The organism is Rhodococcus koreensis (assembly GCF_017068375.1).
GTDB lineage: Bacteria > Actinomycetota > Actinomycetes > Mycobacteriales > Mycobacteriaceae > Rhodococcus_F > Rhodococcus_F koreensis.
On record NZ_CP070609.1, the window covers coordinates 8,224,171 to 8,249,550 of the forward strand.

At 70.2% G+C, this 25,380-nt stretch carries 25 protein-coding genes; 23 read left to right on the forward strand and 2 right to left on the reverse strand.

The genetic code is table 11. The features are described 5' to 3' along the window. Window positions 1-65: 65 nt before the first annotated feature. The 15 genes from pyrR (at window position 66) to JWS14_RS37485 (ending at window position 16,882) form a co-directional block, all read left to right on the forward strand. Window positions 66-695: a bifunctional pyr operon transcriptional regulator/uracil phosphoribosyltransferase PyrR gene (pyrR, locus tag JWS14_RS37415; RefSeq protein ID WP_015890604.1), complete on the forward strand. Its 630-nt coding sequence runs from the start codon at window positions 66-68 to the stop codon at window positions 693-695. After that, a complete protein-coding gene (locus tag JWS14_RS37420) occupies window positions 696-1,640 on the forward strand; it encodes an aspartate carbamoyltransferase catalytic subunit (RefSeq protein WP_072942146.1) in 945 nt (314 codons plus the stop codon). It begins immediately after the preceding gene. Beyond that, window positions 1,637-2,980: a dihydroorotase gene (locus tag JWS14_RS37425; RefSeq protein WP_206015419.1), complete on the forward strand. Its 1,344-nt coding sequence runs from the start codon at window positions 1,637-1,639 to the stop codon at window positions 2,978-2,980. The genes JWS14_RS37420 and JWS14_RS37425 overlap by 4 nt, the downstream gene beginning before the upstream one ends. Beyond that, entirely contained in the window at window positions 2,977-3,543 is a 567-nt protein-coding gene (locus JWS14_RS37430; RefSeq protein WP_072942142.1) for a PH-like domain-containing protein, read from the forward strand. Before JWS14_RS37425 ends, JWS14_RS37430 begins: the two co-directional genes overlap by 4 nt. Beyond that, window positions 3,540-4,700, forward strand: coding sequence for a glutamine-hydrolyzing carbamoyl-phosphate synthase small subunit (gene carA, locus JWS14_RS37435; protein ID WP_072942140.1), 1,161 nt, complete (start codon window positions 3,540-3,542; stop codon window positions 4,698-4,700). The genes JWS14_RS37430 and carA overlap by 4 nt, the downstream gene beginning before the upstream one ends. Next, on the forward strand, window positions 4,700-8,068 hold the full coding sequence (gene carB / locus JWS14_RS37440) for a carbamoyl-phosphate synthase large subunit (protein WP_206015420.1): 3,369 nt from the start codon (window positions 4,700-4,702) through the stop codon (window positions 8,066-8,068). The genes carA and carB overlap by 1 nt, the downstream gene beginning before the upstream one ends. 29 nt (window positions 8,069-8,097) lie before the next feature. Continuing rightward, window positions 8,098-8,907 carry an orotidine-5'-phosphate decarboxylase gene (gene pyrF / locus JWS14_RS37445; RefSeq protein WP_095861041.1) on the forward strand — a complete coding sequence of 270 codons (810 nt, stop codon included), beginning with the start codon at window positions 8,098-8,100 and terminating at the stop codon, window positions 8,905-8,907. Window positions 8,908-9,033: 126 nt separating this feature from the next. Continuing rightward, complete coding sequence (mihF, locus tag JWS14_RS37450) at window positions 9,034-9,354, forward strand: integration host factor, actinobacterial type (RefSeq protein ID WP_072942134.1); 321 nt, start codon at window positions 9,034-9,036, stop codon at window positions 9,352-9,354. 8 nt (window positions 9,355-9,362) lie between these two features. After that, window positions 9,363-9,986 (forward strand): guanylate kinase, encoded by a 624-nt coding sequence (gene gmk, locus JWS14_RS37455; RefSeq protein WP_206015421.1) that lies wholly within the window; start codon window positions 9,363-9,365, stop codon window positions 9,984-9,986. A gap of 41 nt (window positions 9,987-10,027) precedes the next feature. Then, entirely contained in the window at window positions 10,028-10,333 is a 306-nt protein-coding gene (rpoZ, locus tag JWS14_RS37460; protein WP_009480427.1) for a DNA-directed RNA polymerase subunit omega, read from the forward strand. A 14-nt stretch (window positions 10,334-10,347) separates the two neighbouring features. Continuing rightward, window positions 10,348-11,649, forward strand: coding sequence for a bifunctional phosphopantothenoylcysteine decarboxylase/phosphopantothenate--cysteine ligase CoaBC (coaBC, locus tag JWS14_RS37465; RefSeq protein ID WP_206015422.1), 1,302 nt, complete (start codon window positions 10,348-10,350; stop codon window positions 11,647-11,649). A 133-nt stretch (window positions 11,650-11,782) separates the two neighbouring features. After that, window positions 11,783-12,997 (forward strand): methionine adenosyltransferase, encoded by a 1,215-nt coding sequence (gene metK, locus JWS14_RS37470; RefSeq protein ID WP_072942128.1) that lies wholly within the window; start codon window positions 11,783-11,785, stop codon window positions 12,995-12,997. 46 nt (window positions 12,998-13,043) lie between these two features. Further along, a complete protein-coding gene (locus JWS14_RS37475; RefSeq protein ID WP_206015423.1) occupies window positions 13,044-15,062 on the forward strand; it encodes a primosomal protein N' in 2,019 nt (672 codons plus the stop codon). A gap of 87 nt (window positions 15,063-15,149) precedes the next feature. Continuing rightward, entirely contained in the window at window positions 15,150-15,806 is a 657-nt protein-coding gene (locus JWS14_RS37480) for a PadR family transcriptional regulator (RefSeq protein ID WP_206016261.1), read from the forward strand. Between the two features lie 98 nt (window positions 15,807-15,904). Further along, complete coding sequence (locus JWS14_RS37485) at window positions 15,905-16,882, forward strand: esterase/lipase family protein (RefSeq protein ID WP_206015424.1); 978 nt, start codon at window positions 15,905-15,907, stop codon at window positions 16,880-16,882. A 62-nt stretch (window positions 16,883-16,944) separates the two neighbouring features. Here JWS14_RS37485 and JWS14_RS37490 read toward each other — a convergent pair whose 3' ends face one another. Then, window positions 16,945-17,151 carry a hypothetical protein gene (locus tag JWS14_RS37490; protein ID WP_072942124.1) on the reverse strand — a complete coding sequence of 69 codons (207 nt, stop codon included), beginning with the start codon at window positions 17,149-17,151 and terminating at the stop codon, window positions 16,945-16,947. A gap of 238 nt (window positions 17,152-17,389) precedes the next feature. Between JWS14_RS37490 and fmt the strand changes: the two genes are divergently transcribed. From fmt to JWS14_RS37505, 3 genes are all read left to right on the forward strand, one after another. Then, window positions 17,390-18,313, forward strand: a complete 924-nt coding sequence (fmt, locus tag JWS14_RS37495) for a methionyl-tRNA formyltransferase (protein WP_095861038.1) — start codon at window positions 17,390-17,392, stop codon at window positions 18,311-18,313. Beyond that, complete coding sequence (locus JWS14_RS37500) at window positions 18,310-19,737, forward strand: RsmB/NOP family class I SAM-dependent RNA methyltransferase (protein WP_206015425.1); 1,428 nt, start codon at window positions 18,310-18,312, stop codon at window positions 19,735-19,737. The genes fmt and JWS14_RS37500 overlap by 4 nt, the downstream gene beginning before the upstream one ends. Before the next feature lie 130 nt (window positions 19,738-19,867). Then, a complete protein-coding gene (locus tag JWS14_RS37505; protein ID WP_206015426.1) occupies window positions 19,868-20,725 on the forward strand; it encodes a mycofactocin-coupled SDR family oxidoreductase in 858 nt (285 codons plus the stop codon). A 45-nt stretch (window positions 20,726-20,770) separates the two neighbouring features. On the opposite strand, the gene JWS14_RS37510 is transcribed toward JWS14_RS37505, so the two are convergent. Beyond that, a complete protein-coding gene (locus JWS14_RS37510) occupies window positions 20,771-21,109 on the reverse strand; it encodes an MmcQ/YjbR family DNA-binding protein (protein ID WP_095860621.1) in 339 nt (112 codons plus the stop codon). Window positions 21,110-21,167: 58 nt separating this feature from the next. On the opposite strand from JWS14_RS37510, the gene rpe reads away from it, so the two are divergent. The 5 genes from rpe to ribH all read left to right on the forward strand — a co-directional run bounded on the left by rpe (window position 21,168) and on the right by ribH (window position 25,374). Next, complete coding sequence (gene rpe, locus JWS14_RS37515; RefSeq protein WP_072942121.1) at window positions 21,168-21,851, forward strand: ribulose-phosphate 3-epimerase; 684 nt, start codon at window positions 21,168-21,170, stop codon at window positions 21,849-21,851. Between the two features lie 28 nt (window positions 21,852-21,879). After that, complete coding sequence (gene ribD, locus JWS14_RS37520) at window positions 21,880-22,932, forward strand: bifunctional diaminohydroxyphosphoribosylaminopyrimidine deaminase/5-amino-6-(5-phosphoribosylamino)uracil reductase RibD (RefSeq protein ID WP_072942120.1); 1,053 nt, start codon at window positions 21,880-21,882, stop codon at window positions 22,930-22,932. Window positions 22,933-22,943: 11 nt separating this feature from the next. Continuing rightward, a complete protein-coding gene (locus tag JWS14_RS37525) occupies window positions 22,944-23,552 on the forward strand; it encodes a riboflavin synthase (protein ID WP_072942119.1) in 609 nt (202 codons plus the stop codon). An 80-nt stretch (window positions 23,553-23,632) separates the two neighbouring features. Further along, window positions 23,633-24,886 carry a bifunctional 3,4-dihydroxy-2-butanone-4-phosphate synthase/GTP cyclohydrolase II gene (locus JWS14_RS37530; protein WP_072942447.1) on the forward strand — a complete coding sequence of 418 codons (1,254 nt, stop codon included), beginning with the start codon at window positions 23,633-23,635 and terminating at the stop codon, window positions 24,884-24,886. After that, window positions 24,883-25,374: a 6,7-dimethyl-8-ribityllumazine synthase gene (gene ribH / locus JWS14_RS37535; protein WP_072942117.1), complete on the forward strand. Its 492-nt coding sequence runs from the start codon at window positions 24,883-24,885 to the stop codon at window positions 25,372-25,374. Before JWS14_RS37530 ends, ribH begins: the two co-directional genes overlap by 4 nt. Window positions 25,375-25,380 lie beyond the last annotated feature (6 nt).

A 25,380-nucleotide genomic window follows, 5' to 3' on the forward strand; every position in this document is an offset into this window, starting at 1 on the left:
ATAAGCTGTCCGCGTCAGGCATCCTTTAACGATCCGTCCAGTGAGGCGGAGAAGGAGGTCGTTGTATGCGCGTGCCCGAAGGGTCTCGCCCCGCCGGGGAACCGGCGGATTCAACACCAGAAGAGTCCCCGTCCGTCGAACCCGCACGAGAGCTGCTGTCCGCAGCCGATGTGGGACGGACCATTGCGCGAATCGCGCACCAGATCATCGAGAAGACCGCGATCGACGCCGCGGACGGTGAAGCGCCGCGTGTCGTTCTGATCGGCATCCCGACCCGGGGCACGACGCTCGCCGCGCGGCTCGCCGGGAAGGTCGAAGAATTCTCCGGGGTGCGCCCACCGGTCGGCTCCCTCGACATCACCCTGTACCGCGACGATCTGCGGACCAAACCGCACCGGCCCCTCGAACGCACCTCGGTGCCCGAGGGCGGCGTCGACAACACCCTGGTCGTCCTCGTCGACGACGTGCTGTTCTCCGGCCGCACCGTCCGCTCGGCGCTCGACGCCCTCCGCGACCTCGGTCGGCCCCGTGCCGTCCAGCTGGCCGTCCTCGTCGACCGCGGGCACCGTGAACTGCCGCTGCGCGCCGACTACGTGGGCAAGAACGTGCCCACCGCCCGCACCGAGGACGTCAAGGTGCTCCTGAGCGAACACGACGGCCGCGACGCGGTCATGATCTCCGGGGGGAAGAGCTAAGTGAAGCACCTGTTGTCGATCGCGGACCTGACACGGGAATCGGCCGTCGAACTTCTCGACGAGGCCGAACGCTTCGAACAGGCCCTCCTCGGGCGTGAGGTGCGGAAGCTCCCGACGCTGCGCGGCCGGACCGTGATGACCGTGTTCTTCGAGAACTCGACCCGCACCCGGGTGTCGTTCGAGGTCGCAGGCAAGTGGATGAGCGCAGACGTCATCAACGTCAGCGCGTCCAGTTCGTCGGTGTCGAAGGGTGAATCGCTCCGGGACACGGCGATGACGTTGCGCGCCGCCGGCGCCGACGCCCTGATCGTGCGGCACCCCGCGTCGGGTGCGGCCCACCAGATCGCGAGCTGGACCGGACGTCAGGACGACGGCGGACCCGCGGTGATCAATGCGGGCGACGGCACGCACGAACACCCCACCCAGGCGCTTCTCGACGCGCTCACACTGCGTCAGCGCCTCGGCGACATCGAGGGCAAGCGCATCGCCATCGTCGGCGACATCCTCCACAGCCGGGTCGCGCGGTCGAACGCGCTGCTGCTGTCGATGCTCGGCGCCGAGGTCGTCCTCGTCGCGCCGCCCACGCTGCTCCCGGTCGGTGTGTCGTCGTGGCCGGTGTCGGTGGCGCATTCCCTCGACGCGGAGCTGCCCGGTCTCGACGCCGTCCTCATGCTGCGGGTGCAGGCGGAACGGATGAACGGCGGGTTCTTCCCGTCCCAGCGGGAGTACTCGATCAATTACGGCCTGTCGGAGAAGCGGCTCGCGCTGCTTCCCGAGCACGCGGTGGTGCTGCACCCCGGTCCGATGCTGCGCGGCATGGAAATCGCCTCGGCGGTGGCTGATTCGTCGAGAACCGCCGTGCTGCAGCAGGTGACCAACGGTGTGCACATGCGGATGGCGGTGCTGTTCCGGCTGCTGGTCGGGGCGGAGGAAGTTGCGGGATGAGTGACAGTGCAGTGACAGGAGAGACAGTGCTCATCAAGAACGTGTTGCTGTACGGCGAGGGCGAGCCCACCGACGTTCTGCTCGGTGACGGCGTCATCGCCGCGATCGGAGCGGACGCGGGCAAGGACGCCACGCCCGACGCCGAGGTGATCGACGCGGCGGGGCAGATCCTGCTCCCCGGTTTCGTCGATCTGCACACGCACCTGCGGGAACCCGGCCGCGAGGACACCGAGACCATCGATTCCGGTTCGGCCGCCGCCGCGCTCGGCGGGTACACCGCGGTGTTCGCGATGGCCAACACCAGCCCGGTGGCCGACTCGGTGGTCGTCACCGACCACGTGTGGCGCCGCGGCCGGGAGGTCGGGCTCGTCGACGTGCACCCCGTCGGCGCCGTCACCGTGGGGCTCGAGGGCAAGCAGCTCGCCGAGATGGCCACGATGGCGTCGGGGGCCGGCCGGGTGCGGATGTTCTCGGACGACGGCCACTGCGTCTACGACCCGCTGATCATGCGCCGGGCCCTCGAGTACTCGAGCTCGCTCGGAGTGCTCATCGCGCAGCACGCGGAGGAGCCGCGACTGACCGTCGGGGCGATCGCGCACGAAGGACCCACCGCCGCCCGGCTCGGGCTGGCGGGGTGGCCGCGCGCCGCCGAGGAGTCGATCGTCGCCCGTGACGCACTGCTCGCCCGCGACGCCGGGGCGCGGGTGCACATCTGCCACGCCTCCACCGCCGGCACCGTCGAACTGATGAAGTGGGCACGCGGGCAAGGTATTTCGATCACCGCCGAGGTCACCCCGCATCACCTGCTGCTCGACGACTCGCGGCTCGAGACGTACGACGCCGTCAACAAGGTGAACCCGCCCCTGCGGGAGGCGAGCGACGTCGCCGCGCTCCGGGCCGGACTGGCCGAGGGGACCATCGACTGCGTCGCGACCGACCACGCGCCGCACGCCGAGCAGGACAAGTGCTGCGAGTTCGCGGCCGCCCGCCCCGGAATGCTGGGGCTCGAGACCGCGCTGTCGATCGTCGTGCAGACGATGGTCCGCACGGGGCTGCTCGACTGGCGCGGCGTTGCCAGGGTGATGAGTGAGCGCCCGGCCGAGATCGTCGGACTCGACGACCAGGGTCGCCCGCTCGAGGTGGGCGAGCCCGCCAACCTCGTGCTGATCGATCCGGACGCCGAATGGACGGTCCACGGCCCCGATCTCGCCAGCGTCGCCCACAACACGCCCTACGAGTCGATGACCCTTCCGGCCCGGGTGACGACGACGATCCTGCGCGGCCGGATCACCGCGAGCGACGGCCAGGCCCGCGTCCGGGTGCGAAACGGCAGGGGATGACGGTGGAGAGAATTCTGTGGGTAGTCGGCCTCGTCGCGTTCTGGGCGCTGGCCATCTTCCTCATGTACGTCGGCTGGCGCGGTCGCGCCCGGCGGCAGGCCGACCGGGTCGGGCAGCTTCCCGGCGTGCCCGCGCACCTCGGCGCGCAGACGATCGCCCCGGCCACCGGACTGTACGTGGGCAGCACCCTCGCCCCCAGCTGGCAGGACCGGATCGCGGTCGGTGACCTCGGCTTCCGGGCGACGGGTGAGATCTCCCGCTACGAAACCGGGATCCTGCTCGAACGGGACGGGGCGTCGGCGATCTGGATACCGCAGGACGCGGTCCGCGCCGTGCGCACCGAACGCGGCCTCGCGGGCAAGGTCATGAGCAAGGACGGCGTCCTGGTGATCCGGTGGGAGCTGCCGACCGGCACCGAGATCGACACCGGATTCCGCAGCGACGACAAGTCCGTGTACCCCGCCTGGGTGGGCGCAGGGAAGCCGGACGGCAAGACAGACAGTGAAGATTCAGCGAATGCGGCGAGCTCTGGTGAGGTCGAGCAGAACGGAGAGAACGCATGAGCGGCTACGACACCGACTCTGCAGTACTGGTCCTCGAGGACGGACGGGTATTCCGGGGCACCACTTTCGGTGCCGTCGGTCAGACGCTCGGTGAGGCCGTCTTCAGCACCGGCATGACCGGGTACCAGGAGACGCTCACCGACCCCAGCTACCACCGCCAGATCGTCGTGGCCACCGCGCCGCAGATCGGCAACACCGGGTGGAACGACGAGGACGACGAGTCCGTCGGGCCGACCGGCAGCAGCGCCGAGGCGAAGATCTGGGTCGCCGGGTACGTCGTCCGCGACCCCGCCCGCCGCACCTCCAGCTGGCGCGCCACCGGATCCCTGCAGGACGAGCTCGTCAAGCAGGGAGTCGTCGGGATCGCCGGCATCGACACCCGGGCCCTGGTCCGCCACCTGCGCACCCGGGGCTCCATGCGCGCCGGCGTGTTCTCCGGCGACGCCCTCGCCGACACCGACGTGCTGCTCGAGCGGGTGAAGGGCCAGCCGTCGATGCTCGGCGCGGACCTGGCCGGCGAGGTCAGCACCACCAGCGGGTACGTCGTCGAGCCGACCGGGGGAGACGCGCGCTTCACGGTCGCGGCCATCGACCTCGGCATCAAGACCAACACCCCGCGCATGTTCGCCGAGCGCGGCATCCGGGTGCACGTGCTCCCGTCCGACGCCACGCTCGCGCAGATCCTGGACCTGAAGGCCGACGGCGTCTTCCTCTCCAACGGTCCCGGCGACCCGGCGACCGCCGACGGCGCCGTGCACCTGACGAAGGAAGTCATCGGGCAGGGTCTGCCCCTGTTCGGCATCTGTTTCGGCAACCAGATTCTCGGGCGCGCACTCGGTCTCGGCACGTACAAGATGAAGTTCGGTCACCGGGGCATCAACATCCCGGTCGTCGAACACGAGACGGGACGCATCGCGATCACCGCACAGAACCACGGGTTCGCGCTGGAGGGGGAGGCCGGACAAGAGTTCGACACCCCGTTCGGCAAGGCCGTCGTCAGCCACACCTGCGCCAACGACGGCGCCGTCGAGGGAGTCCGCCTGCTCGACGGATCGGCCTTCTCGGTGCAGTACCACCCCGAGGCCGCGGCGGGCCCGCACGACGCCGCGTACCTGTTCGACCGCTTCACCAGCCTGCTCGAGGGAGTCAAGAACTAATGCCACGCCGTACAGATCTCTCCCACATCCTGGTGATCGGCTCCGGGCCGATCGTCATCGGCCAGGCCTGTGAGTTCGATTACTCCGGAACCCAGGCCTGCCGGGTGCTGCGCGAGGAGGGCCTGCGGGTCAGCCTCGTCAACTCCAACCCGGCCACGATCATGACCGACCCCGAATTCGCGGACGCCACGTATGTGGAGCCGATCACCGCCGAGTTCGTCGAGAAGGTGATCGCCCTCGAGGCCGAGAAGGGGCACCCGATCGACGCCGTCCTCGCGACGCTCGGCGGCCAGACGGCCCTGAACACCGCGGTGGCGCTGCACGAGCAGGGCATCCTCGAGAAGTACGACGTCGAGCTGATCGGCGCCGACTTCGACGCCATCCAGCGCGGCGAGGACCGGCAGAAGTTCAAAGACATCGTCGCCAAGGTCGGCGGCGAGTCGGCGCGCTCCCGCGTCTGCTACACGATGGACGAGGTCCGCGACACGGTCGCCGAACTGGGCTTCCCCGTCGTCGTGCGGCCGTCGTTCACGATGGGCGGACTCGGCTCCGGCATGGCCTACGACGACGAGGACCTCACGCGGATCGCCGGCGGCGGCCTCGCGGCGTCCCCCACCGCCAACGTGCTGATCGAGGAGTCGATCCTCGGGTGGAAGGAATACGAGCTCGAGCTGATGCGCGACGGCCGCGACAACGTGGTGATCGTGTGCTCGATCGAGAACGTCGACCCGGTCGGTGTGCACACCGGTGACTCGATCACCGTCGCCCCCGCCATGACCCTCACCGACCGCGAGTACCAGGCGATGCGCGATCTCTCGATCGACATCCTCCGCGAGGTCGGCGTCGATACCGGCGGCTGCAACATCCAGTTCGCGATGGACCCTGCCGACGGGCGTCTCGTCGTCATCGAGATGAACCCGCGCGTGTCCCGGTCCAGCGCGCTCGCGTCCAAGGCGACCGGCTTCCCGATCGCGAAGATCGCCGCGAAGCTCGCCATCGGCTACACGCTGGACGAGATCGTCAACGACATCACCAAGGAAACCCCGGCGTGCTTCGAGCCGACCCTCGACTACGTCGTGGTCAAGGCGCCCCGGTTCGCGTTCGAGAAGTTCCCCGGCGCCGACGACACCCTCACCACCACGATGAAGTCGGTCGGTGAGGCCATGTCGATCGGCCGCAACTTCACCGAGGCGTTCGGCAAGGTGCTGCGCTCCCTCGAGACCAAGCGGGCCGGGTACTGGACGGGTCCCGACGTGGAGGCCGACGACCTCGACAGCCTCCTCGCGGAACTGAGCATCCCCCGCGACGGTCGCGTGTACGGCCTGGAGAAGGCGTTCGCGCTCGGCGCCACCGTCGAGCAGCTGTTCGACGCCACGAAGATCGACCCCTGGTTCCTCGACCAGATCATGCAGATCCACGAACTCGGGGACGCGCTGCGCGAGGCGCCCGAGGTGACCGAGCGGGTCCTGCGCCGCGCCAAGCACCATGGCCTGTCGGACCGGCAGATCGCGGCCCTGCGCCCCGAGATCGGCGGCGAGGACGCGGTCCGCGCGCTGCGTGAGCAGTGGGACGTCCACCCCGTTTACAAGACGGTCGACACCTGCGCCGCCGAGTTCGAGGCGAAGACGCCGTACCACTACTCCACGTACGAACTGGACCCGGCGGCCGAGTCCGAGGTGGCCCCGCAGACCGAGCGTCCGAAGGTCCTGATCCTCGGTTCCGGACCGAACCGCATCGGTCAGGGCATCGAGTTCGACTACTCCTGCGTCCACGCCGCCCTGACGCTGTCGGAGGCCGGCTACGAGACCGTGATGGTCAACTGCAACCCGGAGACCGTCTCCACCGACTACGACACGGCCGACCGGCTGTACTTCGAACCGCTCACGTTCGAGGACGTGCTCGAGGTGTACCGGGCGGAGTCGATCTCGGGCACCGTCGCCGGTGTGATCGTGCAGCTCGGCGGTCAGACCCCGCTGGGTCTGGCGAAGCGGCTGAAGGCGGCGGGGGTGCCGATCGTCGGCACCAGCCCCGAGGCGATCGACCTCGCGGAGGACCGCGGCGAGTTCGGGAAGGTGCTGGTCGACGCCGGCCTGCCCGCCCCCAAGTTCGGCACCGCCACCACGTTCGCCGGGGCCCGCGACATCGCGGCCGGCATCGGATACCCGGTGCTGGTGCGGCCGTCGTACGTCCTCGGTGGCCGCGGCATGGAGATCGTGTACGACGAGGCGTCCCTCGAAAGCTACATCTCCCGCGCCACCGAGATCTCCGACGACCGGCCGGTGCTGGTCGACCGCTTCCTGGAAGACGCCATCGAGATCGACGTCGACGCACTCTGCGACGGCACCGAGGTGTACCTCGGCGGCGTGATGGAGCACATCGAGGAGGCCGGTATCCACTCGGGCGACTCGGCCTGTGCGCTGCCGCCGATCACCCTCGGCCGCGCCGACCTCGAGAACGTCCGCCGCTCGACGGAGGCGCTCGCGAAGGGCATCGGCGTGAAGGGCCTGCTCAACGTCCAGTACGCACTCAAGGACGACATCCTGTACGTCCTCGAGGCCAACCCCCGCGCCAGCCGCACCGTGCCGTTCGTGTCGAAGGCGACGGCCGTGCAGCTTGCCAAGGCGTGCGCCCGCGTCATGCTCGGCGAGTCCATCGCCGATCTGCGCGCGAGCGGCGTGCTCCCGGCCACCGGCGACGGCGGCTGGACCCCGGCGGACGCGCCCGTCGCCGTCAAGGAGGCGGTGCTGCCGTTCAACCGGTTCCGCCGCGCCGACGGCACCGGGGTCGACACCCTGCTGAGCCCGGAGATGAAGTCGACCGGCGAGGTCATGGGCATCGACGCCGACTTCGGCACCGCGTTCGCCAAGAGCCAGACGGCCGCGTACGGTTCGCTGCCCACCTCGGGCTCGGTGTTCGTCTCGGTCGCCAACAAGGACAAGCGGTCGCTGATCTTCCCGGTCAAGCGGCTCGCCGACCTCGGCTTCCGGATCCTGGCCACCGAGGGCACCGCGGCGGTCCTCCGCCGCAACGGGATCACCTGCCAGGAGGTGCACAAGCACTCCGGCGAGAAGCTGGAGGCGGGGGAGCGCACCATCGTCGAGACGATCCGCGACGGCGAGGTCGACATGGTGATCAACACGCCGTACGGCAACTCCGGACCGCGTGTCGACGGCTACGAGATCCGCAGCGCGGCCGTCGCCACGAACATCCCGTGCGTCACCACCGTGCAGGGCGCGTCCGCCGCGGTGCAGGGCATCGAGGCCGCGATCCGCGGCGACATCGGCGTTCAGTCGCTCCAGGCGCTGCACGCGCGGCTGCGCTCGCCCGCCGTCGTCGTGGCCCCCGCGAGCGGGGCCGTCTCGTCGTGAGCGGACACCATCACCACCACCACTCCTGGGTGCATCGGCTGACGTCGGCGGTCGAGCACCGGGGGCGGTTGTGTGTCGGCATCGACCCGCATCCCGGGCTGCTCGAGGCGTGGGGCCTTCCCGTCTCCGCCGAGGGGCTGGAGACGTTCGCGGAGATCTGCGTGGAGGCCTTCGTCGGTGAGGTGGCCGTCGTGAAGCCTCAGGTGGCGTTCTTCGAAGCGTACGGCTCCGCCGGGTACGCGGTGCTCGAACGCACCATTTCGGTCCTCAGAGAGGCAGGGACGCTCGTCGTCGCCGACGCCAAGCGTGGGGACATCGGGTCGACGATGGCGGCGTACGCGCAGTCCTGGCTGGGCGCGGAGTCCCCTCTGTCGTCCGATGCCGTGACGGTGTCGCCGTACCTGGGATTCGGTGCCCTGGATCCGGCGCTGTCGCTGGCGGCGGAGCAGGGCCGCGGGCTCTTCGTGCTGGCGCGGACGTCCAATCCCGAGGGCGGCGATCTGCAGGCGGCAGGGACGGCCGCAGGGGTGTCCGTGGCCCAGTCCGTGGTGGACGCGGCAGTCCGGCACAACGACGCGCAACCGGGTCTCGTGGGTCTGGTGGTGGGCGCGACACGCGGACACGGCCTGGATTTGTCGAATTTTTCCGGGCCGATTCTCGCGCCCGGTCTCGGCGCCCAGGGGGCGACTCCCGGTGATCTCGCCGACATTTTTCCCGATTCCCGTAAACTGTTGTTGCCGAACAGTTCTCGTGGTGTTCTTCGGGCGGGACCGTCGGCGGCGGCACTGCGTGAGGCGGCCGTGAAGGTGCGTGACGAGATCGAGTCCGCACTCTCATAGCCCACCTGAATCCGGCTCTGACCTCGGGGGGTGGGTTCGCAATCGGCGCCTGGCGTGAGTACGGTCGCTATCGCTGCTGGTTATCCAGTGGTTTGGACTATTTGCCAACGACGAGACGGAGGAACCGTGGCCCTTCCCCAGTTGACTGATGAGCAGCGCGCTGCTGCTTTGGAGAAGGCAGCTGCTGCCCGCAAGGCCAGGGCTGAGCTCAAGGAGCGCCTGAAGCGTGGTGGCACCGACCTCAAGCAGGTTCTCAAGGACGCCGAGGACGACGAGATCCTGGGCAAGATGAAGGTGTCGGCACTGCTCGAGGCGCTGCCCAAGGTGGGCAAGGTCAAGGCGCAGGAGATCATGACCGAGCTGGAGATCGCTCCGACCCGTCGCCTCCGTGGCCTCGGCGATCGGCAGCGGAAGGCCCTGCTCGCGAAGTTCGACTTCGAGGCCTGAGCACGACAGTGGTAGCTGACGCACAAGTGTCAGAGAGCAAGACCGCAGTGCGGAGGGGTCGGCTGGTAGTACTGGCCGGCCCCTCGGCCGTCGGTAAGTCCAGCGTGGTGCGACTCCTGCGTGAGCGGATGCCGGAGCTCGTCTTCAGCGTGTCCGCGACGACGCGTGATCCACGCCCGGGCGAGGTGGACGGCAAGGACTACCGGTTCACCTCTCGTGGCGAGTTCCAGCGGATGATCGATTCCGGTGAGCTGCTCGAATGGGCCGAGATCCACGGCGGACTCCAGCTGTCGGGAACCCCGGCCGCACCCGTCCGCGCGGCGATCGAACAGGGCAGACCGGTGCTGGTCGAGGTCGATCTCGCCGGTGCGCGGGCCGTCCGTGCCGCGATGCCGGAGGCGCTGCTCGTCTTCATGGCGCCCCCGAGCTGGGACGTGCTGGTCGAGAGATTGACCGGCCGGGGCACCGAATCCGCGGAGGTCGTGGAGCGGCGTCTCGCGACCGCCCGGGTCGAGCTGGAGGCGCAGGACGAGTTCGACGTGGTCGTCGTGAACGAGGATGTCAGCCGAACGTGCGACGAGTTGGTATCCTTGTTGGTTGGACGACCGGAACAGTCCGAGTCGACCCACTAGATCTCACATCAACTAGCCAGAACAATTTCAGGAGATACCGAGTGAGCAGCACCCCCGCAGCAGCGTCCGCAACACCCAGCCACGGCGCCCTGCCGGCTTACGACACCCCGCTCGGCATCACCAACCCTCCGATCGACGAGCTTCTCGCTCGCACGTCGTCGAAGTACGCGCTGGTGATCTACGCGGCCAAGCGTGCGCGTCAGATCAACGACTACTACAACCAGCTCGGCGACGGCATCCTCGAGTACGTCGGCCCCCTCGTGGAGCCGGGCCTGCAGGAGAAGCCGCTGTCGATCGCGCTGCGTGAGATCCACTCCGATCTTCTCGAGCACACCGAAGGCGAGTGAGCGGAGGACCTGCAGTGCCTGACCAGGCAGCGGGCCCGGACTCCGGGCGCGTGACGGATTCACCGGAACCGGGGCCCTCGGGGGCGCGCAAGCGGATCGTCGTCGGTGTCGGCGGCGGCATCGCCGCGTACAAGAGCTGCGCCGTCATCCGAGCCTTCACCGAGGCCGGACACCACGTGCGGGTCATCCCGACGGAGTCCGCGCTCGAGTTCGTCGGCAAGGCGACGTTCGAGGCGCTGTCGGGCAACCCCGTGCACACGGGTGTGTTCACCGACGTTCCGCAGGTCCCGCATGTGCGTCTCGGGCAGGAAGCGGACCTCGTCGTCATCGCGCCCGCCACCGCCGACCTCATGGCGCGGGCCGTGGCGGGACGCGCGGACGACCTGCTCACCGCGACGCTGCTCACCGCGCGATGTCCCGTCGTGTTCGCACCGGCGATGCACACGGAGATGTGGGAGCACCCGGCCACCGTCGCCAACGTCGCCACGCTGCGCGACCGCGGCGTGACCGTCATCGAACCCGCATCCGGCCGTCTCACCGGCAAGGACACCGGCGCAGGCAGGCTGCCCGAACCCGACGAGATCGTCGGATTGGCGTCCTTGCTGGTCGAGCGTCCCGACGCGCTGCCCCGTGACCTCGTGGGCCGGCGGGTCCTCGTGTCCGCGGGCGGCACCCGGGAGCCGCTCGACCCGGTGCGGTTCCTCGGGAACCGCAGTTCGGGCAAGCAGGGGTACGCCATCGCCCGGCTCGCCGTGCAGCGCGGGGCCGAGGTCACCCTCGTCTCCGGGTACACCGCCGGCCTCGCCGACCCGGCCGCCGTCGACATGGTGCACGTGCGCACCGCGGAAGACATGCGGGTCGCCGTCGCCAAGCACGCGCCCGGGTTCGACGCGGTGATCATGGCCGCGGCCGTCGCCGACTTCCGGCCGACGACGACGGTGGCGAGCAAGATCAAGAAGGGCGCGGGCGAGCCAGACTCGATCGCACTCACCAAGAACGAGGACATCCTCGCCGGCCTGGTGCAGTCCCGGAGGGACGGCGAGATCCCGGCGAAGACCGTGATCGTCGGATTCGCGGCCGAGACCGGCGACGCCGACGGCGACGTCCTCACGTATGCACGGGCCAAGCTCGCCCGGAAGGGCTGCGACCTCCTCGTCGTCAACGCGGTCGGTGAGGGCAAGGCGTTCGAGGTCGACCACAACGACGGCTGGCTGCTCGGAGCCGACGGCTCCGAGTCCGCGCTCGAGCACGGATCGAAGGCGTTGATGGCGAGCCGGGTACTCGACGCCGTCGGCCAGCTTTGCCGGACACTCTGACGGAATATCCGGCAGAGTTTCGGTGATTCGAAGGGTGGTCACTCCCGCCGGGGTGGCGCTAGGGTCGTTCGTTGTATTACGCAGCTAAGCTGTTTTCACGTGCTGTTCAGGACAACTGTCGAGAGGGAATTCTGTGAGCCAGTCCGGTAGTCGGCTATTCACCAGTGAGTCTGTGACCGAGGGGCACCCGGACAAGATTTGTGATGCGATCAGCGACTCCATCCTCGACGCGCTCCTCACCGACGACCCGCGTGCCCGCGTCGCCGTCGAGACGCTGGTGACCACCGGACAGGTCCACGTCGCCGGTGAGGTGACGACCACCGCCTACGCCGACATCCCCAAGATCGTGCGCGACACCGTGCTCGAGATCGGGTACGACTCCTCGGCCAAGGGCTTCGACGGCAACTCCTGCGGCGTCAACGTGGCGATCGGGGCGCAGTCCCCGGAGATCGCCCAGGGCGTCGACCACTCGCACGAGGTTCGCACCGGCGAACTGAGCGACGACGAGATCGACCGTCAGGGCGCGGGCGACCAGGGACTGATGTTCGGGTTCGCCACCACCGACACCCCGGAACTGATGCCGCTGCCGATCGCGCTGGCGCACCGGTTGTCGCGTCGACTCACCGAGGTCCGCAAGTCGGGGGTCCTGCCGTACCTGCGTCCGGACGGCAAGACCCAGGTCACCATCGAATACGACGGTGACAAGGCGGTGCGCCTCGACACCGTGGTCATCTCGACGCAGCACGCCGCCGACATCGACCTCGACAACCTGCTCACCCCGGATCTGCGGGAGAAGGTGCTCGGTTCGGTTCTCGCGGAGATCGACATGCCCGAACTCGACGTCTCGGACATCCGCCTGCTCGTCAACCCGACCGGCAAGTTCGTGCTCGGCGGCCCGATGGGCGACGCCGGGTTGACCGGCCGCAAGATCATCGTCGACACCTACGGCGGCATGGCCCGCCACGGCGGCGGCGCGTTCTCCGGCAAGGACCCGTCGAAGGTCGACCGGTCGGCGGCCTACGCCATGCGCTGGGTGGCCAAGAACGCGGTCGCGGCGGGTCTCGCGGACCGGATCGAGGTGCAGGTGGCGTACGCGATCGGCAAGGCCGCGCCCGTCGGCCTGTTCGTCGAGACGTTCGGAACCGAGAAGACGGACCCGGTTCGGATCCAGCAGGCCATCACCGAGACGTTCGATCTGCGTCCGGGCGCCATCATCCGCGACCTCGACCTGCTGCGCCCGATCTACGCGCAGACCGCGGCGTACGGTCACTTCGGTCGCACCGACATCGACCTCCCGTGGGAGAGCATCGACCGGGCGGAGAAGCTGCGGGCAGCCGCAGGCCTCTGATCGGTAGTCACGGCCCGGCGGGCGCCGCTGCGGTAGGGGCCGCCGCGTGAGCGCGGACAAGGTCGCGGCGGAAGTCGACCCGGTTGCCCGGGTGCTGCCGCTGCTTCCGCTCGCGCACCTCGACCGCGAGTTCGACTACCTCGTGCCGAAGGACCTCGACGAGCAGGCGCAGCCCGGGGTCCGGGTCCGCATCCGGTTCGCCGGGCGCCTCGTCGACGGATTCGTCGTGGCCCGCACCGCGACGAGCGACCATCAGGGCCGGTTCGGCTGGCTCGAACGGGTGATCTCACCGGAGCGGGTGCTGACCGAGGAGATCACCCGGGTCGTCGACCTCGTCGCCGGCCGCTACGCCGGAACCCGTGCCGACGTCCTGCGGCTCGCGATTCCGCCGAGGCACGCGCGGGCGGAGTCCGAGGCCGCGTCCGAACCGCCCGAGGCGTCCGGCACCGCGATCGCCACCGACGCGTGGGACCGGTACGTCCACGGCGCCGCTTTCCTGACGGCGCTGTCCGAGGGGCGCGCCCCCCGCGCGGTGTGGCAGGCACTCCCCGGCGAGGACTGGCCGGCGCGTCTCGCCGAACTGTCCGGGCTCGTCGCCGCCATCGGGGCGAGCACCGTCGTCGTGGTCCCCGACCAGCGCGACCTCGACCGGGTGGTCGCTGCCGTGGAGACGCTGCTGGGCAAGGACGCCGTCGTCGGACTCGCCGCAGGTCTCGGGCCCGCCCTGCGGTACCGGCGTTGGCTGGCGGCGCTCCGCGGAACCGCCAGGGTCGTCGTCGGGACCCGGAGTTCGGTGTTCGCGCCGACGCCGCGTACCGGACTGATCGTGGTGTGGGACGACGGGGACGACAACCATTCCGAACCGCGCGCACCGTACCCGCACGCCCGCGAGGTGGCGCTGCTCCGCGCGTACGCCAGTGGGTGTGCGGTGGTGCTGGCCGGGCACGCGCGCACCGCGGAGGCCCAGGCCCTGGTCGACTCGGGCTGGGCGCACGACCTCGTGGCCTCCCGGGACTCCGTGCGGGCGGCCGCCCCGAAGATCACCGCACTCGCGGACAGCGACCACGCCCTGGCCCGCGACCCCGGAGCGCGGGCCGCCCGGTTGCCCGCCATCGCCTTCGCCGCCGCCCGGGAGGCTCTCGGCGCCGGCCGGGGAGTGCTGGTCCAGGTCCCCCGGCGCGGCTACGTCCCCAGCCTCGCGTGCGGCAAGTGCCGGGCGCCCGCGCGGTGCCGGCGATGCAACGGACCGCTCGCGTTGCCGTCCGCGGCCGGTCCGGACGGGGCGGGAACACCCGCGTGCCGGTGGTGCGGCGTCGCCGACGCCGCACATCGCTGCCACGCGTGCGGAGCGCGGGCGCTGCGGGCCGTCGTGGTCGGCGCGGGACGCACCGCCGAGGAACTCGGTCGTGCCTTCCCCGGGGTCGCCGTGCGGATGTCCGGAGGGTCGGACGTCGTCGACGAAGTGAAGCAGGGCCCGACCCTCGTGGTGTCGACGGTCGGGGCGGAACCGGTGATGCCGGGCGGTTACGGCGCGGCATTGCTGCTCGACGGCTGGGCGCTCCTGGGCCGCCCCGATCTGCGTGCCGCCGAGGAGACGATGCGGCGGTGGATGACGGCGTCGTCGCTCGTGCGCTCGTTCGCCGACGGCGGTCAGGTGGTCGTGGTCGCCGATTCGGGCATTCCGACGGTGCAGGCGCTGGTCCGCTGGGATCCGGTCGGTCACGCGCGTGCGCAGTACGAGGAGCGGGCCGAGGTCGGATTTCCGCCCGCTATCCATCTCGCGGCGATCGACGGCAGCGCGAAGGCGATCGCCGACCTCCTGGACCTCGCCGATCTGCCGGCGAACGCCGAATTGCTCGGCCCGGTCGAGCTGCCTGCCGGGGAGCGGCTGCCGTTCTCCGGTGACGCGCCGGAGCCGGCGGAGGTGGAGCGCATGCTGATCCGGGTGCCCCGCGGGGAGGGGAAACCGCTGGCCAAGGCGCTGGGCGAGGCGCAGTCGGTGCGCAGTGCGCGGAAGGATTCGCTACCCGCGCGGGTACAGATCGACCCCATTCGCATCGGGTAGTTGACCGCCGTCACAGAAAAGGGGCCTTGTCGCGTCGCAATTGACGATATATCGTTGATGCATCAGCGATACAGAAGGAGGCTGATGATGGAAGACTTCCATTTCGAACACAGAGGTTCCCGACGGGAACGATTCGGACGCGAACGGATGGCACGGCCCGACGGGCCGCACCGTCACGGACACCGCCGAGGCGGCTTCGGCCCCGAGGGCGGTCCGGGCTTCGGGCCCGGAATGCACTTCGGCCGCGGACGCGGGCGGGGTGGCAGGGGACGGCGCGGCGATGTCCGCTCCGCGATCCTGCTGCTGCTCACCGAGCAGCCGATGCACGGCTACGAGCTGATCCAGCAGATCGTCGAACGCAGCGACGGGGTGTGGAAGCCCAGTCCCGGTTCGATCTATCCTGCGCTGTCGCAGCTCGAGGACGAAGGTCTGGTGCTCATCGAAAAGGTGGCGGGCCGCAAGACCGCGCGCCTCACGGACGAGGGCAAGGCCTTCGTCGAGGCGAACAAGACCGAACTCGGCACCCCGTGGGACGACGTGCGGGAGAGCGTCGGCAGGCCGGCCGAGGACTTGCGGGGCCTGATCGGGCTGCTGATGGGCGCTGCGGGGCAGGTCGCCGCGGTCGGTGACGACGAACAGGTCCGGCGGGCAGGCGAGATTCTCACCGAAGCGCGGCGTTCGTTGTATCGCCTTCTCGCAGAAGACGATCAGAGCGAAGCCGGCAAGGATGTCACCGACTCGTAGGGCGCCGCACCCCGCCGCGGACCCGCCGGCTCGACGCGACAGCGCGTGCACATTCTGGGAAGGTTCACAGCAATGTCTCAGTGAAGTCGGGAGAGATCATGAGGTTTCGGGGTGCCGGTGCGGTCGTCGCGGGTGTCGTCCTGCTGATGTCCGGCGCAGTGTCCACCGCCCAGGCGGACGACGCCTCCCCGCCCTCACTCGTCGTGCCCGCCGGCGCCGGGCTTCCCCAGACCGGTCGTAGTGCCGCCGCTGCGTACGCGCACGACCACCCGGGCAGCGCACCCGCCGGATCGAACGACTTCACGTGTACGCCCTCCGCGGACCACCCCGAGCCGGTCGTGCTCGCACACGGCACCGACGCCAGCGCGTACGCGGACTGGGCCGCCCTGTCGCCGATCCTCGCCGCGGACGGATACTGCGTCTTCGCCCTCAACTACGGCGGCGCGCCGGGTGCCGATTCGTTCGGGACCGAGGACATCGTCGCGAGCGCGGGTGAGTTAGGCCGGTTCGTCGACCGGGTCCGCGATGCGACCGGCGCCGACAAGGTCGACGTCGTCGGTTATTCGCAGGGCGCGAACGTCACCAGGTACTACGTCAACAAGCTCGGCGGTGTTCCGTTCGTCGACCACTGGGTCGGACTGGCGTCGCCCAGCTATGGGGGAGTGATGTACGGCCTCGTTCCGGTCGTGCAGGCGCTGCCCGGCGGCCCGGACTTCGCCCGCACGGTGACGTCGGTCGCCGTCAGCCAGCAGATGCAGGGCTCGCCGTTCATGAACGCCCTCAACGCGGGCGGCGACACCGTGCCCGGCGTCTCGTACACGACGATCGGGTCGCGGTACGACGAGATGATCCAGCCGTACACGAACATGGCGCTCCGCGGCGCCGGGGCGGTCAACATCCTGATCCAGGATCGATGCCCGGAGGACGGCACCGGGCACTTCCGGGCACCCTACGATCCGTTCGCGCTCGACCTGGTCCGTGCGGCGCTCGATCCGGATGCGGTTCCGCTCGCTCGCTGCGAGTTCGTGCCGATCGGTGCGGGTATCCCGGAGGTCGTCGTCGACGGCAACCGCTAGCCCTCAGGGACAGAGGCGGGGAGCCGTGCAGTGCACGGCTCCCCGCCTCTCGTGTGTGGCTGCTACTCCGCCAGTTTCGCGACGGCCTGCGCCCACAGGAAGTACTTGTTGGTGCCGAGGTCCTTCACGGTCTTGATGTTGAAGGCGGCCGCCAGGTGTTCGGCGTCGGAATCGCTCACGCCCTGCAGGGCGGCGACGGGGGCGCCTGCCAGTTCTTCGATCGGTTTCGTCTCGTACGCCTTGTCGAACTTGCTCTCGATTCCTGCCATCGTTACCTCCAGAGGTTCGAAAACGGGACACCGGCCCGACCGTTCGCGCCGGCCTCAGAACAGTCAATACCCGTCCGCCGTCGCTGTGGGCGGTTCCGCGGAATCGCTTCGCCGAGTGTCATGGCCCGTGTGCGACTCCCTAGACTGGTCGGCACATCGTCGATCCAAGGGGAGCTTTCTTCGTGAGTACCGTTTCGGCCCGCGCAGCGGTCCACCATCCGTCGTGTGGGTCGCCGGCGTGCGCATAGTCTTCGCCGGAACCCCCGAGCCCGCCGTTCCCTCACTCGAGCGACTGATCCGTTCGCCGCGCCACGACGTCGTGGCGGTGATCACGCGTCCCGACGCGGTCGCCGGACGTGGACGTAAGGTGGTCCGCTCACCGATCGGCGCGCTCGCCGACTTCCACGGCATCGAGGTGCTCACCCCGGAGCGGCCCACGGAACCGGAGTTCCTGGCGCGCCTCACGGACCTCGCACCCGACTGCGCGCCCGTCGTCGCCTACGGGGCGCTGCTGCCGCAGAAGGTGCTCGACATCCCGGCCCACGGCTGGGTGAACCTGCACTTCTCGCTGTTGCCGGCGTGGCGCGGGGCCGCCCCCGTGCAGGCCGCGATCGGCGCGGGCGACGACATGACGGGTGCGAGCGCGTTCCGGTTGGAGGCGGGGATGGACACCGGCCCGGTCTACGGGGTGGTCACCGAGCGGATCCGCGACACCGACACCGCGGGCGACCTCCTCGGACGCCTCGCTGACAGCGGCGCCGTGCTCCTGGAGTCGGTCCTCGACGGGATCGAGGACGGCGCGATCACCGCGGTCCCGCAACCGGCCGAGGGGGTCTCGCACGCCGCCAAGGTGACGGTCGAGGCGGCTCGGATCCGGTGGGACAGAACGGCTGCGGTGGTGGACCGGCACGTCCGGTCGGTGACCCCCGCGCCCGGCGCCTGGACGACGATCGGTGATCTGCGCGTCAAGGTCGGCCCGGTCACCGTGACGGACGAGCGACTGGAGCCGGGGGAGATCTCCGTGACCAAGTCCGGATTTCTGATCGGGACGTCCACGGTGGCGGTGCGGCTCGACCGCGTCCAGCCGCAGGGCAAGAAACAGATGGCCGCCCTGGACTGGGCGCGAGGCGCACGACTCGACGCGGAGGTACGGGCACAGTGAGCGAATCCAGAAGGCCCGCACGTCGCGGCCAGTCCGGCTCGGGGGGCCGCATCAACCGCCCCCGTCAGGCGCGCCGCCCCGACGCGTCCCAGTCCGGACTCGACCAGCCACGGCTCGCCGCGAGGGACGTGCTGCGCGCCGTCCGGGAACGCGACGCCTACGCCAACCTCGTCCTGCCCGGGCTGTTGCGTGAGCGGCGCCTGGACGGACGCGACGCCGCCCTCGCCACGGAACTGGCCTACGGCGCCGCCCGTGCCCGAGGGCTCCTCGACGCCGTGATCGCTGACTGCGCGGGCAGGCCGATCGCCGAGATCGACGGACCGCTCCTCGACGTTCTCCAATTGGGCGCCTACCAGCTGCTGCGCACCCGCGTCGCCCCGCACGCCGCCGTCGCCACCTCCGTCGACCTGGTCCGTGCGGAGGCCGGTCCGGGGAAGGCGGGGTTCGTCAACGCCGTGCTGCGCCGGGTGTCGGAGCGGTCGGAGGCGGAGTGGGTGGAGCGTCTCGCCCCGGCCGACCCGGTGGGCCGGCTGGCGTTCGAGCACGCGCACCCCACGTGGATCGCGCAGGTGTTCGCGGACGCGCTCGGCGCCGACGCCGGGGAACTCGAGGACGTGCTCGTCGCCGACGACGCGCGGCCCGCGGTGCATCTCGTCGCCCGCCCGGGGGAGATCTCGTCGGAGGAACTCGCGCTCGCCACCGGCGGCGAGGTGGGCCGGTACTCGCCGTATGCCGTCTACCTGGACGGCGGCGACCCGGGTCTGCTCGACGCGGTCCGCGAGGGACTCGCCGGAGTGCAGGACGAGGGCAGCCAGCTCGTCGCCCGGGCACTGTCGCTGGCGCCGCTGGACGGCCCGGACACCGGCCGGTGGCTCGACCTGTGCGCGGGCCCCGGCGGCAAGGCCGCCCTGCTCGGCGCGCTCGCCGGGATCGAGGGCGGGCGTCTCGACGCCGTGGAGCCCGTGGCGCACCGTGCGGACCTGATCCGCAAGACGACGAAGGAACTTCCGGTCGACGTGCACGTCGCCGACGGCCGCGATCCCGGGCTGGAGGGCGGGTTCGACCGCATCCTGGTCGACGCGCCGTGCACCGGACTGGGTGCGCTGCGCCGACGTCCGGAGGCGCGGTGGCGCCGGCAGCCGTCGGACGTGGCGGGGCTCGCGAAACTGCAGCGGGAACTCCTCGCGTCGGCCGCCGAGCTGGTTCGCCCGGGTGGCGTGATCCTGTACGCGACATGTTCGCCGCACCTGTCCGAGACGGTGGCCGTGGTCGCGGACGCGGTGCGGCGCCACGGGCTCACGGCGCTCGACACGCGTGAGCTCGTTCCCGGGGTGCCGGGTCTGGGGGACGGTCCGAGCGTCCAGCTCTGGCCGCACCGGCAGGGGACCGACGCGATGTTCATGGCCGCGTTGCGCAAGCCCTAGGCGGTCGCCTTCCCGCTGCCCGGTCCTCCGCCCGACACTCGGTAGAACCTGTTTCACTTTTTACTGTGAAACGTGTTCTAATTCTTCTCGCGACAGAGACGTACGTCACGAAGCGAGTGGAGGACTTCAGATGAATCGGGTAGCGGGGAAGGTCGTTCTGATCACCGGAGCGGCGCGGGGCCAGGGTCGTAGTCATGCGGTGCATCTCGCCGACGAGGGCGCCGACATCATCGCCTTCGACCTCTGCGAGGACATCGCATCCAACGAGTACCCGCTGGCCACCGAGGCCGACCTCGCGGAGACGGGACGGCTCGTCGAAAAGGCGGGGCGCCGCGTCGTCACCGCCAAGGTGGACGTGCGCGACCGGGCGGCGCTGCGCCGCGAACTCGACGCCGCGGTCGCGACGCTGGGACGGCTCGACGTCGTGGTCGCCAACGCGGGAATCGCGCCCCTCGGGAACGACGTGCCCGTCGAGGGTTTCGTCGATGCGTTCGACGTCGACTTCGTCGGTGTGATCAACACGATTCACTCGGCCCTCCCGCACCTGGACGCCGGCGCGTCGATCATCGCGACGGGGTCGGTGGCCGGGCTGGTCCCGCAGACCGGCCTGAACGGCCAGCAGGCCCTGCAGGGGCCGGGCGGCGACGGCTACGGCCTCGCCAAGAAGATGCTGTGGACGTACACCAACTCGCTCGCGCTCACCCTGGGCCCGAAGTCCATCCGCGTCAATGCGATCCACCCCACCAACTGCAACACGGACATGCTGCAGAGCCCCCCGATGTTCCGCACGTTCCGCCCCGACCTCGAAAACCCGACCGCCGAGGACGCGAAGGTCACGTTCCCGTTCATGCAGGCGATGCCCACCCCGTGGGTCGAACCCGAGGACATCTCGCACGCGGTGGTGTTCCTGTCGTCCGACGAGTCCCGGTTCGTCACCGGTCAGCAACTCCGGGTCGATGCGGGGGCGGGCCTCAAGCTCGGCGTCTGACGCCGATCCGATGAGGGTCCGGGCCGGTGTGCGGGCGCCGACCCGTCAGATCTGGTCGAACTGCCTGCGCAGCTTCGCCGGGGCCTTGATCCGCCAGGCGTCCCGCAGCAACTCGGTCAGCTGCGGGACGTCGATGTTCTCGAGGTCCACGAGGATCGAACCGTGGCCGTCGTAGTGCGCGGTGGTGTAGAACGGCGCGCCCTCGGCGAGCAGGGCCGCCTTCTCGTCGAGGTCGCACATCACCACCAGGCCGCCGTCCGACTCGGCCCGCAACCGGGCGAGCAACTTGCCCGCCACCTTCAGTGCCGGGGTGTTGTACGAGGTGCTCTCCTGCACCTCCGGCAGAGACGCACCGATCGCCACGACGTCCGTCCAGGTCGGCATGCGCCCAGTATGGACCGCGTGACCCGGCCCCCACACGCGTACGACTAAACTTCGGCGCGTGGCAACCCCGATGATCGCACCGTCCATTCTGTCTGCCGATTTCGCGCGTCTCGCCGAGGAGGCGGACGCGGTCGCCGGTGCCGACTGGCTGCACGTCGACGTGATGGACGCGCATTTCGTGCCCAACCTGACCCTCGGCCTCCCCGTCGTGACGAGTCTCCTCGCGGCGACGGACATCCCGCTCGACTGCCACCTCATGATCGACGACCCCGGCCGCTGGGCGCCGCCCTACGCGGAGGCCGGCGCGCACAACGTCACGTTCCACGCCGAGGCGACCGACGACCCCCGGTCCGTCGCCCGGGACATCCGCGCCGCAGGCGCCAAGGCCGGCCTCAGCGTCAAGCCCGGCACGCCGATCGAGCCGTACCTGGAAATCCTGAAGGACTTCGACACACTCCTCGTCATGAGCGTCGAACCCGGCTTCGGTGGTCAGTCGTTCATCCCGGAGGTCCTGTCGAAGGCGAAGGCCGTCCGCCGCCTCGTCGACTCGGGTGAGCTGCGGCTGGTCGTGGAGATCGACGGCGGCATCAACGCCGACACCGTCGAGGCCGCCGCCGAAGCCGGCGTCGACTGCTTCGTCGCCGGCTCCGCCGTCTACGGCACGAGCGATCCCGCGGAGGCCGTGCGCGCGCTGCGGGCCAGCGCCGCGAAGGCGTCGCCGCACCTGAGCCTGTCGCGGTAGCGGCACCCGGCACATCGTGAACCCCCACGTGCGGCACGAGAATTCGGCTGCGGACCTCGACGCCGCGATGCAGATCGCGATCGGCGCCGCGGAGTCGGCGCGCGGATTCACCAGCCCGAACCCGGCGGTCGGCGCGGTGGTCCTCGACGCCGCCGGGCGCATCGCCGGCGTCGGGATGACGCAGCCGCCGGGCGGCCCCCACGCGGAGGTCGTCGCGCTGCGGGAGGCGGGGGACGCCGCCCGCGGCGGCACCGCCGTCGTCACGTTGGAACCGTGCAACCACCACGGCCGCACCGGGCCGTGCTCGCGGGCGCTCCTCGACGCCGGTGTGGTCGCCGTGCACTACGCGGTGGGCGACCCGAACCCGGAGGCCGCGGGCGGCGCCGAGACCCTCGTCTCCGCGGGCGTCGAAGTGACGTCCGGTCTGCGCGCGCAGGACGTCGAACGCGGCCCGCTCCGGGCCTGGCTGCACCGGCAGCGCACCGGACGACCGCACGTGACCTGGAAGTACGCGGCCACCCTGGACGGGCGCAGCGCGGCCGCCGACGGCACCAGTCAGTGGATCACCGGCCCCGAGGCGCGCGAACGCGTGCACGCCGACCGCGCGAAACTCGATGCGATCGTGGTCGGGACGGGGACGGTGCTGGCCGACGACCCGCGCCTGACGGCCCGGACGCCCGACGGGTCGCTCGCGGCGCACCAGCCGGTGCGCGTCGTCGTCGGACTCGGCGACATCCCGCCCGGCGCCCGCGTCCTCGACGACTCGGCGCCCACGCTGGTGCTGCGCACCCGGGACGTGGACGAGGTCCTCGCCGCGCTCGCCGACTACACCGACGTGCTGCTCGAGGGCGGGCCCCGGCTGGCGGGCGCGTTCCTCGCCGCGGGCCGGGTCGACCGCATCCAGGCGTACCTCGCCCCGCTGGTCCTCGGTGCGGGTGCGTCCGCGGTGTCGGAGGCGGGTGTGCAGACGATCGACGGCGCCCTGCGGTTCCGGCACGAGTCGGTCGAAACAATCGGCCCCGATCTGTTGTTGAGTCTGGTTCCAGCAGTGTCCGAAAACCCTGACAGTCACCGAACGTAGGAGAAGCCACAGTGTTCACCGGGATCGTCGAAGAGTTGGGTGAGATCGTCGCCAAGGAGGAACTGGCCGATGCCGCACGGTTCACCGTGCGTGGTCCGGTCGTGACTTCCGATGCGTCGCATGGCGATTCGATCGCGGTGAACGGTGTGTGCCTGACCGTCGTCGAGGTGCTCGCCGACGGCTCCTTCACCGCGGACGTCATGCAGGAGACGCTGAACCGGTCGAGTCTGGAGAAGATCGACGTGGGCAGCCGCGTCAACCTGGAGCGGGCCGCCGCGCTGAACAGCCGCCTCGGCGGCCACCTCGTCCAGGGCCACGTCGACGGCACCGGGCACATCATCAGCCGCAGCCCGTCCGAGAACTGGGAGGTCGTGCGCATCGCCCTTCCGGACGCCATCTCCCGGTACGTCGTGGAGAAGGGTTCGATCACGGTCGACGGTGTGTCGCTGACGGTGTCGGCGCTCGGCGGGGAACGCGGCGCCGAATACTTCGAGATCTCGCTCATCCCGACCACGCTGCAACTGACCACGCTCGGGGCGGCGTCCGTCGGGACGCCCGTCAACCTCGAGGTCGACGTGATCGCGAAGTATGTGGAGCGGCTGCAAGCGGCCGGCCGCTGAGTCGTACTGTTGAGGAGCATCCCACGGATGCATCCGTTGTATTCGAAGATGCGTCAGTCAAGACTTTGGAGACCGAGCACGTGACCAGGTTCGACACTATCGAGCGCGCCGTTGCGGATATCGCCGCAGGCAAGGCTGTCGTCGTCGTCGACGACGAAGACCGCGAGAACGAGGGAGACCTCATCTTCGCCGCGGAGAAAGCCACCCCCGAGTTGGTTGCCTTCATGGTTCGATACACCTCCGGCTACCTTTGTGTGCCGCTCGACGGCGCCGACTGCGACCGCCTCGGCCTGCCCCCCATGTACGCCACCAACCAGGACAAGCACGGCACCGCGTACACCGTCACCGTCGACGCCCGCGAGGGCATCGGCACCGGCATCTCCGCGTCCGACCGCGCCGCCACCATGCGGTTGCTGGCCGACCCGGCCAGCGGCGCCCAGGACTTCACCCGCCCCGGCCACGTCGTGCCGCTGCGGGCCAAGGAGGGCGGCGTGCTGCGCCGTCCCGGTCACACCGAGGCCGCCGTCGACCTCGCCCGGATGGCCGACCTGCGTCCCGCAGGCGTGATCTGCGAGATCGTCAGCCAGAAGGACGAGGGCCACATGGCCCAGACCGACGAGCTGCGGGTCTTCGCCGACGACCACAACCTCGCGCTGATCTCCATCGCCGACCTGATCGCGTGGCGCCGCAAGCACGAGAAGCACGTGGAGCGGGTCGCGTCCGCGCGCATCCCCACCCGGCACGGCGAGTTCACCGCAGTCGGGTACCGGAGCATCTACGACGACGTCGAGCACGTGGCCCTGGTCCGCGGCGACCTGCCCGGCCCGGACGGCGACGGCAGCGACGTGCTGGTGCGCGTGCACTCCGAGTGCCTCACCGGCGACGTGTTCGGTTCGCTGCGCTGCGACTGCGGTCCCCAGCTCGACGCCGCCCTGGACATGGTCGCGCAGGAGGGCCGCGGGGTGGTCCTGTACATGCGCGGGCACGAGGGCCGCGGCATCGGCCTGATGCACAAGCTGCAGGCCTACCAGCTGCAGGACGCCGGCTCGGACACCGTCGACGCCAACCTCGAGCTCGGCCTGCCCGCCGACGCCCGCGACTACGGCATCGGCGCTCAGATCCTGGTCGACCTGGGCATCTCCTCGATGCGGCTGCTCACCAACAACCCGGCCAAGCGCGTCGGACTCGACGGCTACGGGCTGCAGATCACCGAGCGGGTGTCCATGCCGCTGCGGGCGAACGCCGAGAACCTGACGTACCTGCGCACCAAGCGCGACCGCATGGGCCACGACCTGATCGGGCTCGACGACTTCGAAGCGGGGGAGATGCTGTGAGCGGCGAGGGACTGCCGGAGCTGCAACTCGGGGAGGCCGGCGACCTCCGGCTCGCCATCGTCGCAGGCAGCTGGCACGCCGAGATCTCGGAGGCGCTGATCGCCGGCGCGCAGCGGGTGGCCGCCGAGGCGAACGTGAAGAACGTGACGCTGGTCCGCGTCGCGGGCGCCATCGAACTGCCCGTGGTCGCGCAGGCGCTCGCCCGCAGCCACGACGCCGTCGTCGCGCTCGGTGTCGTGATCCGCGGCGGGACCCCGCACTTCGAATACGTCTGCGACGCCGTCACGGCCGGTCTGACCCGGGTCTCGCTGGACGAAAGCACCCCGGTCGGGAACGGTGTGCTCACCACGGACACCGAGCAGCAGGCCGTCGACCGCAGCGGCCTGCCCGGAGCCGTCGAGGACAAGGGCGGGCAGGCATGCGCGGCCGCACTCGACACCGCCGTCACGTTGGCGCGGCTGCGCCGGGCCGAGGAGTCCTTCGCATGATCCGGA